Source organism: Segatella baroniae DSM 16972 = JCM 13447, from assembly GCF_000426585.1.
GTDB classification, from domain to species: domain Bacteria; phylum Bacteroidota; class Bacteroidia; order Bacteroidales; family Bacteroidaceae; genus Prevotella; species Prevotella baroniae.
Genome location: NZ_AUFQ01000029.1, coordinates 1 through 9,410, shown reverse-complemented (window position 1 = coordinate 9,410; position 9,410 = coordinate 1). Strand labels below are relative to the sequence as shown.

Genomic DNA, 9,410 nt, shown 5'->3' with positions numbered 1-9,410 from the left:
CAACGTGTCCTGCAACTCTTTGGCGATATAGATGGTCTTGCGATTTTTCAAAGTGTTGCGACAGATGAAAAGCGACTCATAATCGCCTTTGTCAGCCTTTCGTCTTTCTCTTCTTGGGACTCTTGAAAAATCCTTTGACATAGGTTCGTCATTTGGACGTTCCGATTCAACACACAGCTCTTCAGATTGAGAATGTTTTATCTCACTCTCTTTTCTTTTCATGGGAATACCCTGTGAAATAAGTTCTCGGATGGCAACGGGATCTACCTTGCCGTTTTTGTTCTCTGTCATACTTCCTTAATTTTTATTGTCGTACAATTCACTGTTCATTACGTTGCCAAGATATTTACCGATGGAGATGAATACATCCTTTATCGGAGATATATCCAATAATTGGCTTGTACCAGCAGGGCTACATCCTTTTGTTCATACCCTTTCTGTGGAGATGTTAATTAGCGTCCATCAATACAATCGTTCGATAGTATCTGCTTTCGTACATTCCCACGTTCGAGTGAAAGAATCAAGGATATGTTCTTTGGTATATACCCTCGCCTATATCGCTCATCGAAACGTGATGTTATCGAAGACGCACACCCTCACCGACATATTCGACAGTGCAAATATATGGCTCGGTGATGCTGTAATCAGTGTGATTTCCTTTAGTGCGTACTTGTGGCGTCAATTTGGATAGTTGTGGCTTCATATGAGGTAATGGAGTTAGACATGACGCTTAGTAATTTTGCATCCAAGCGGTAAGCCGAAGCTTTCGAGACATAAAGTGCTCTTTTTTGAGTGATTCGTTTTCGTCCTTCATGGACAGACTTATTTGCATCGGGCAAATAGCAAGGTATGTTTTATGCAGCATGACTTCGTTTTTGCAGCATAAAACCCTTGCTCTCCAAGAGAGCTGAAAAAACTCCGAAGTCGTTTTTCTTGAAAGAGAAAATGTCATATTTCGAATGCTGGTTATGCCGTAAAACACTAAAATCCAAAGTAAGAAATGAAAATGAAGAAAATTCGGAGCGCACGCTCCAAAGAGAAGACAGAAAAGCGTGTTTCGGTCAATTTTACACCGACGGAATACGCTCATTTCCTCACGATGAAAGAGGAAAGCGGTGTACCAAGTCTGTCACTATTCATCAAGGCAAGAATCTTTAATGAGACTTTTCGGGTGATAAAAGTGGATCGTTCGTTGCTTGATTATTATCAAAAGCTGACGACTTTGTATGGACAATTCCGCAGTGTGGGAGTCAATTACAACCAGACAGTAGTTGCAATGAAGAGCAACTTTACAGAGAAGAAAGCCTTTGCGATGCTCGCCAAGTTGGAGAAACTGACACTTGAATTAGCAATAATCGGAGGTGAAATCGTGCAACTGACTCGTGAATTTCAAGAAAAATGGCAACTTCGACAGTAGCCATTTTACATCGTATTGTTCTTTATGGATAAAAAATCAGGCTTCCCTCTCGTTTTGGGAAGCCTGATTGATTATTTGAATGCAATTACCGTTTCTTGAATTTTCCGCCTTTCAGGTCGCTCTCCACCATACGCTTGTTAAGTTTCTCTCGAAGTTCATCAAGGAAATAGGTACGGCTGTCATGCTTGCGACGCTTCATGTTCATATAGACATTGTAGCAGTTCTTGATTTCTATACCAAAGATTTCAGAAAAGGCGTCTGCCAATTCCTCCACTCCGATTTCTCCATCGTTGATACAGTCACAGGTGTCAAGGGCATAAAGTAGTTCCACTAAATCCACCACTTCGTCTGTCCAGCGAAACTTCTTGGCAGGAATGAGGGGAACGGTAGGTAAAATTCCCTGCATCCGCATATTCAACAGTTCCAGTTCTGTATCAATGACAGACAATAGCTCTGCCACATTTTTCCCCCGCCCTATCCGATGAGGGTTTCTCTTGTAGAGATTGCAATCGAAAACGGGTATAACGAAGAATACGGAGTATAAAAATGTTATCGTTCTCTTCCGTGTTCAATTTAATGATCTCTTTTATCAAGTTATCAGTTGCATTCCGCTGCTCGTCAGCGGACGATTCATTCGAAGAGAGTACTCTGAATGAAAATGTCTTAACTAATCTTTCCATATGCATTCGATTTTGAATTGTTGATTGGTATATAGCAAAGTCAACTATCATGTCATGAGCCTTTTGTAAAAATCTTCTTTGTAAGTATTGCCGATACCGATTTCATATTTTCCGATGAATACGTCGTTGGTGTCGAACGATTCTATTTTCTCTAAGTTCACAACATAGGATTTGTTGATGCGGAAGAAAACAGACAGAGGCAGAAGTTCATGGATAGTGCGCAGGTACATCTTGGTAATGATGCGTCGATTTTCTGTTTGTATGATTACATAATCCTTTAAGCCTTCTATAAAGAGGATGTCGTCATATCTGATTTTGAAATATCTACGCTCTGATTTCACGAAGAAGAAATCCACATCTGCCTCCACACTTTCTTTCTCTGCATTGATGAGTAGGGTGTGATAGGCAGAAACCTTTTCCACTGCTTTACGGAAACGTTCTTCCTCGATGGGTTTGACGAGGTAATCGGTAGCGTTTACCTCATAGCTGTCCAATGCGTATTCTGAATAGGCTGTGGTAAAAACGACAAGTGTTTGTTGTGGGATTTTACGGGCAAAATCAAGCCCGTTTGTCCCGGGCATCTCGATATCAAGGAATATTAAATCCACAGGATTATCTTTTATGTATTCAGTCGCAGATTCTGCAGACTCAAAATTGCCGACAAGTTCCAGCATTGGACTCTTGCGTACCAACCTTTCCAATCCTTCTCGGGCGATAGGTTCATCATCGACGATAATACATTTTATAGGTTCACACATAAGCATACAGTATATTTATTTTCTTCTTCCGTAATGGATAAGGTATAAGACTTTCCGAATAGCAATTCTAGTCTCCGTTTGATGTTTTTCAACCCCAAACCTCCGTAATGATTCGATGTACGAGAAGCGGCCTTGGTGTTTTCGCACTGGAAGTGCAGTTGGTTTCCGGATGCGGCAAACGTGATGTGTATGTTTGTCTTTCCTTTGACTTCAACACTATGTTTGACCGCGTTTTCTACAAAGGGAATAAATAGTAATGGATATATAGATATATCTTCCACCACGCCCTCTGTCTTGATTTCGTAATACAAGTTTCCACGACGTGTACTTTCCAGTTCCAAATAGTCATACAAGAAGGAAATTTCATTCCGTATCAGAACTTTTTCTTGCGAGGATTCGGACAACTGATAGCCCAACAAATTTTCAAGCCGGGAAAGAATGGCATATGCCAGTTGTGGTTCTTGCTCTGCTTTAATGTTGGCATTATTGAGCGTGTTGAAAAGAAAGTGCGGATTTATCTGGCTTTTCAGTTGTTGCAATTCTGCTTCTGCCGTCGTCTTTTCCAATTCCGATACTCGACGGCTGTTTTCAGCCCAGCAACGAAACAGTGGTACTACTGAAGTAGAGGCTATCGTCAATCCCAACAATAACATATTTCCCGCGATATTGAAACAAAGAGAGATCAGCCTGTAACTTTTGGGAACATCGTACAGGGTGTTTTGCACCAGTATGATAAAAAGCATCAACAGAAATACGCACAAACCGATGGAAGCGAAATATCCTGACAACTTATTGCGCAACAGAAAATGAGGAACCAGCAGGCGGGCGTTGGTATATACGGTGCAGGTGAAGACAATGAAATATGCCATCCATTCGTAAAACCTTGCATTCGTGAGCCGTCCATGTACACTGCCAGTGTTATAGACCATTTCCATTGTCAAGACAACTATAATGCAAAGTACAAGCAGGTTTCCCATTCTATGGAATCCTCCTGTTTGGATTTGTGTTCCAATCTTTTTATTTATCTCTTTCAATAATGCCATTCGATTCTTTATGTTTATTAATTCCCAAAAACTTTATCGGAAAATTTCTTGGAAAGCTTAGTAACTTTTCAAACTCGTTTTGTGTGAAGCGTTTTCTGGTCTTCTTGAGATGGTAAAAATGCGCTTACCCGTTTTGGGAGGATTGCTATTGTTTGTACAGGTACAGACAAGCGTGTCGGCGCATATTTCAATCTCAATTTCTATTCGGTCTTTTCCCGATGAATTGAATAGATGTTCTTCTACAAACGATAGTAACGTCAATGGAGGAATAAAACAAATACCAGTCCTCATTTGGCAAGAGAGTGTGAAATCGGTGAGAGTCCCGCACTTCTTTTCCAAATTCAGGTAGTCTTTAAGGATTTTGATTTCGGAATTGAGTGGTACAACCGGATTGCTGCAATCGTATAGGCGATAGCGTACAATCCGGCTCAGTGTCAATAATAGCGGAGATACTTCCGGAGGTTCGGTCAGGCATAGTGCAGTTGCTTTTTTCAATTTAGCCAAAAGAAATTCCGATCCGATATTGTTTCTCAAATTTTCCAACTCAACGGTTAGCCTGCGAGTTCCGATTTGTCCCTCCATCTCAGTAATTTGAATCCAATGTTTGTAAAAGACGATTACAGTAATACTTGTCACCGACAATGTCAGTACCGAGAAATCGGAGAAGAAATCGACTGCTTTATTGCGTCCGTCAGAAAAAAAAGAATATGGACCGAAAGGTATTTGATACTTAAAATGAATGTAATACTCCAAGCCGATATTCGCTATCACGAATGTGAATATTGCAGCGAGCAAGACAGCTGCATATTGCACATACCTTTCTTGTTGTAGCAATTTAGGAATGAAGATGTACATATTCAGATATATCAGCAACAGATAAGCTACTATATGCGCAAATATAATACCACAAACATTTCCGCCTCGAATCTGTTCTCCATAGGTAATAAAAATATGGTTTGTGGAGATAATGCCGATGGAGATGATAAGCAGGAAATGGCGAGTCCATCTGTATTTCTTCTCCATAAGAAAATCATATAATACGCTTTGTTTCTTTCTCTCTTGCATATATATACTATTACTTTTTTGCCAAGTCTTCCATTATTTCAAAACACAATGCGTCTACATTTTTCGCATGAGGATGCAGAAAAGAAACATTGGAAAGAATAATGACTCCACTCTTTTCATTCATATCGAATACCATAGAGGAAGAAAAACCGCCCGTACCACCATTGTGCCAATATAAATCGTTTCCGTTATCTGCCTTTACGATATGCCATCCAAGTGCTACGCTAAGTTTGTCGTTTACTTTGAAAGTCGGTTTTCTTGTCATTGCAAGTTCTTTGTTGCCCATATCAAATTGAGCCTCTAAAAAATATGCCATATCGTTTGCAGAAGAAAGAATGCCACCGGCTCCTAAAAACACATCCGAATCCCATATCCAATTGCCGATAGGAACACCTGTGAGGCTTATTCCTTTGACAAGACCGGTTTCTACTAATCTTGCATCTGTATATGAATTATTCATTTTGTACTTTTTGAAGATTTTATTGGAAACGAGTTCCGTGAAACTGCATTTTTCCATTTGACATAACGTATATCCCAACAAACTTGTTCCCAAATTTGAATACAGATATTCTTTCCTATCGGAAGAACAACATAATTGCAACTGATTTCTGAGGTAATACTCTAATTCAGAGTCGCTGTATTTCTGAAAAGGATTTTCCCGCTCTGCTTTTGTACTGTCTGCCAGAAACTCTGAAAGTTGCAAATTGGAGGGATTTTCTCCCAATCCGGATGTATGATTTGACAGGCTTTCAAAAGTTATCCGCACATCATCCTTGAACGTATAAGGGTAAAATTTGTTTATGTCGTCTGTCTGTTTAATCTTCCTTTCAAGTATTGCATCGGCGAGTAATGTCGCCGTAAAGACTTTTGAAATTGAGCCAATCTCAAAAACCTTATCTTTGTTCTCAATATTTTTAATCGTGTCATTTTGCTTTATCATTCCATAAAAATGGAATATCCCATTTTTTATGAGCACGATGGATAGTTGAGTTTCATTAGACAAATCCTTTGTCTTTTCAAATATTTTTCGCGTCAGGTTTTCTCTCAAACCAGTTAAATCATTTACGACATTCTGTGAAAAAGTTATTCCATGTCCAAACAGGTTTATCAAAAGGAATAGCGCGATTTTTATTGTCATATAATCTTATAATGTATTAAACGTTATACTTGAGCATTTATTATAATCCGTATCGGATACCTATTGAAAAATAGGGAGATACACCGAAATGTGGGTAGTTGTCTTTGCTGCTGAAGAAAGCCTTCAATGTCCGTGAACGAAAATAAGTTTCTCTTGATGCGACAATTCCTCCGACAATAGGGATAGAAATATATTGCCCAATTCTGAACTCTGGTTGAATACCTATATAACCATACTGCATCACGAAATACTTCTTACTGCCATCTTTCTCTACTGCAGCCATAAGCCCTTTGGATTCCGCATGTATTCCCAGATTGAAACTCTTACTAAATCGTGTGCTGATTTCTGTCTCGAATGTATTATACATGGATAATTTGAATTTGTATTTTCCCTCTATTTTCCAATCCAGATATAAGGACGGAAAAATCATTGGATACCCCAGCGCATTATTCAACGCGATACCAGCCCCCCAGTCCAAATTCTTGTTTGCGTGTCTGATAAATAATACACCTCCCTGACCGAGAAATGAGCTGCCTGACAATTTATTCAGATCAGAGGTGTACATTCCTGCTCCTAAAATGGCAAGTATAGACCAATTCTCATTAAGCGGTCGCAGATGCATAATTCCCATTTGAGCATTCATAAGTTCTTTCTCTGTAAAATTCGACGGCATTTCTTTATTCTTCATGGAAGCGTATGTACCCCCCAAAGCAACAATCCAAGCCGTCAGTCTCCCGTTTTCGTTCTTCCTTACATACAAAGGAAGTTTTGCTGAGCCTTCAAAGGTCTGCAGGTTTCCTTCACCACCGATTTTATTGCCATTCTCATTTTTATATACAGATGGAGCAATATATTCTGACTTTAATTGAATCTGGGCAAATATATTCGCTTTTCCCGATAATAGGAACAGCATAAAAACATATATCCTAATTATTCTTTGATCCATAATAGTATTATTTTTGACACAAAGATACCGTATAAAACAATATGCTTTGAAGAAAATAGACAAACAGCAAGTTTTCAACATACAAAATGGGGTATTTAATATACTAACATTCTTCATATGGAAAGGCCACTCTACTTTGACCCTTTTGGGCAAACAGGATTGCTCACCTTGGCCATAATATGATTGACCCTTTTGGCCAAAATAATATTAACCACTTAGTACAAGTGTTGTTAGAGTTTTTTTGTGTAGATTTGAGAACCCGAGTCCTGGTGTAAGGGGTAATAATAAAATCTATGCAAATGAATAAAAGAATCAAGAACATTTTAAGATGTTATGCGGCAGGGATGGGAATCAAGGAAACGGCATCCACGTTCCATACTTCCCGTAACACTGTTCGCAAGTATGTCCGCCTGTTCCTTTCAAGTAGGAAAAGCATCGATCAGCTTCTCTCCCTTTCCGAGGAGCAGTTGCATGAGATGTTTGGCGGTATGGAATCCCGACGTCGGGAGCCTTCTTCCAAAAGGATTGAATTGGAGGCTTTGCTTCCCGGATATGTATCCCGCCTGACACGCAAAGGGATGAGTGTCAGGAAACTTTTCAAGGAGTATCATTCCGAGTATCCTGACGGTCTTCAGCTGTCTTCCTTCAAGCGGGCAGTCCGCCAGTACAAGTTCCACATCAAGGTCGTCGGCCATGTCGAGCACTATGCCGCAGACCAGATGTATGTTGATTTTGCCGGTGACAGGCTTGAAGTTGTCGATGAGATGACAGGCGAGACGAAGAAGGCCGAAGTCTTTGTTGCCATCCTTCCGTTCAGTCATTACACCTACTGTGAGGCCGTATGGTCGCAGCGCAAGGAAGACCTGATCAAGGGATGCGAGAATGCCATGCTGTATTTCGAAGGGGCTCCGGCGGCAATAGTCCCCGACAATCTGAAGGCGGCCGTCACACGAAGCGACCGCAACGAGCCCGTCATCAATGACGATTTCGCCGCTTTTGCCGAGCATTACGGCTGTGCGGTCTATCCCGCCCGTGTACGCCACCCCAAGGACAAGGCCCTTGTTGAAAACGCAGTGAAGCTTCTCTACCGTTCCGTTTACCTGGACATAGAGGGAATGACTTTCTCCAGTCTGGACGGACTCAATACCGCCATCCGCATTTCCCTGCTTGATTTCAACGAAAAGGTGATGGCCGGCCGGGAGGCGTCACGCAAGGAGATGTTCCTGCGCGGCGAGAAGGACTACCTCCGCCCGCTTCCAAAGGAACGCTACGTGATGAAAGGGAAAAAGCTGATGACTGTCGGCAGGAACTCCTACGTATCGCTGTTCAAGCACCATTACAGTGTTCCCAAGGAACATGTGGGGAAACGCGTGACGATCCTCTACGATGCCGACACGGTGGAAATCTACTGTGGCATGAACCTTGTCGCCATCCACGACCGCTGTGACATACCCTACACCTATTCATGGAAAAAGGAGCACAACCTGCCGGGGCACTATGGCCCTTATGACAAGGATCTTGAGGAACTCTTCCGACGTGCCTCGGAAATAGACAATATCGTATTGAATTATCTCCGGGAAGTGGAGCGTGTCATGCAATATCCTCCAAAAGCGTTCAGATCCTGTCGGGGTATACTGACGCTGGAGAAAAAATACGGCCGTGACCGTCTGGTCGCTGCCTGCGCCTGCGCGGAACAGAAGCTACAATACGGGTATCAGGCCTTACGAGAGGTGCTTGAACTGGGAGAAGACGCGGATTTCCTTCCTGATGAGGACGGGAGGATACAGCCTGACATGACATCCCAGATACCACTGACCCACAAGAATATACGTGGACGTGACTATTACAGAAAAGACAAACAGGAACAATAAAGCTAAAATTATGGAAATAAATAATAAGACAGCTCCCGTAACGGGACAACAGGACCAGAACACCATATCACTGGATTTGATGAGCCGCATGAAATTACACGGTATGGCGGAGGCTTTCAGGGAAAGCCTTGCCGGCACCACGCCACAGTCCATGACCGCGGATACCTTCCTTTCCATGCTCCTTGCACGTGAATGGGATTACCGTGCCCAGGCTGCCATAGTGCGGCTTACCAGGAATGCGGCATTCCGATACAAGGCCTATCTCGAACAGATTGACTATGCCACAAACCGGGGCCTTGAGCGCAATCAGATGGAACGCCTCGCCACCCTTGACTTTGTACATAAGGGGCAGAACCTCTTCATTACCGGCTCTTCAGGTACGGGGAAAAGCTATATAGCATGTGCCCTTGGCCACGAGGCATGTAAATCCTTGCGTCCTGAGGAAAGGGACGCAGGGGAGGTGGAAGTATTCATGAACGGGCGGCGGCGAGG

General features: G+C 42.1%; 10 protein-coding genes. 3 read left to right on the top strand and 7 right to left on the bottom strand.

All coding sequences use genetic code 11. The annotated features are described in order from the left end of the window. A partial coding sequence (locus tag K334_RS0112415) for a DUF3408 domain-containing protein (RefSeq protein WP_027445050.1) occupies positions 1-291 on the bottom strand: 291 nt, incomplete at its 3' end. A gap of 709 nt (positions 292-1,000) precedes the next feature. Between K334_RS0112415 and mobA the strand changes: the two genes are divergently transcribed. Next, a complete protein-coding gene (gene mobA / locus K334_RS0112410) occupies positions 1,001-1,417 on the top strand; it encodes a conjugal transfer protein MobA (RefSeq protein ID WP_021663302.1) in 417 nt (138 codons plus the stop codon). A gap of 85 nt (positions 1,418-1,502) precedes the next feature. Here the strand turns inward: mobA and K334_RS0112405 are convergent, their stop codons facing one another. From K334_RS0112405 to K334_RS0112375, 6 genes are all read right to left on the bottom strand, one after another. Continuing rightward, positions 1,503-1,829, bottom strand: coding sequence for an RteC domain-containing protein (locus tag K334_RS0112405; RefSeq protein ID WP_025882196.1), 327 nt, complete (start codon positions 1,827-1,829; stop codon positions 1,503-1,505). Between the two features lie 315 nt (positions 1,830-2,144). Next, a complete protein-coding gene (locus K334_RS0112395; RefSeq protein ID WP_025882194.1) occupies positions 2,145-2,843 on the bottom strand; it encodes a LytR/AlgR family response regulator transcription factor in 699 nt (232 codons plus the stop codon). After that, positions 2,840-3,898 (bottom strand): sensor histidine kinase, encoded by a 1,059-nt coding sequence (locus tag K334_RS14055; RefSeq protein WP_025882192.1) that lies wholly within the window; start codon positions 3,896-3,898, stop codon positions 2,840-2,842. Before K334_RS14055 ends, K334_RS0112395 begins: the two co-directional genes overlap by 4 nt. A gap of 57 nt (positions 3,899-3,955) precedes the next feature. Beyond that, the gene (locus K334_RS0112385) at positions 3,956-4,921 is read right to left on the bottom strand and encodes a histidine kinase (protein ID WP_238319210.1); all 966 of its coding nucleotides are present in this window, start codon (positions 4,919-4,921) and stop codon (positions 3,956-3,958) included. Positions 4,922-4,973: 52 nt separating this feature from the next. Further along, positions 4,974-6,101, bottom strand: a complete 1,128-nt coding sequence (locus K334_RS0112380) for a serine hydrolase domain-containing protein (protein ID WP_025882190.1) — start codon at positions 6,099-6,101, stop codon at positions 4,974-4,976. 40 nt (positions 6,102-6,141) lie between these two features. After that, positions 6,142-7,047, bottom strand: coding sequence for a DUF6268 family outer membrane beta-barrel protein (locus K334_RS0112375; protein WP_025882189.1), 906 nt, complete (start codon positions 7,045-7,047; stop codon positions 6,142-6,144). A 299-nt stretch (positions 7,048-7,346) separates the two neighbouring features. Here K334_RS0112375 and istA point away from each other — a divergent pair, with 299 nt between their 5' ends. Beyond that, positions 7,347-8,918, top strand: a complete 1,572-nt coding sequence (istA, locus tag K334_RS0112370; protein ID WP_027445049.1) for an IS21 family transposase — start codon at positions 7,347-7,349, stop codon at positions 8,916-8,918. Between the two features lie 10 nt (positions 8,919-8,928). Further along, a partial coding sequence (locus tag K334_RS0112365; RefSeq protein ID WP_027445048.1) for an ATP-binding protein occupies positions 8,929-9,410 on the top strand: 482 nt, incomplete at its 3' end.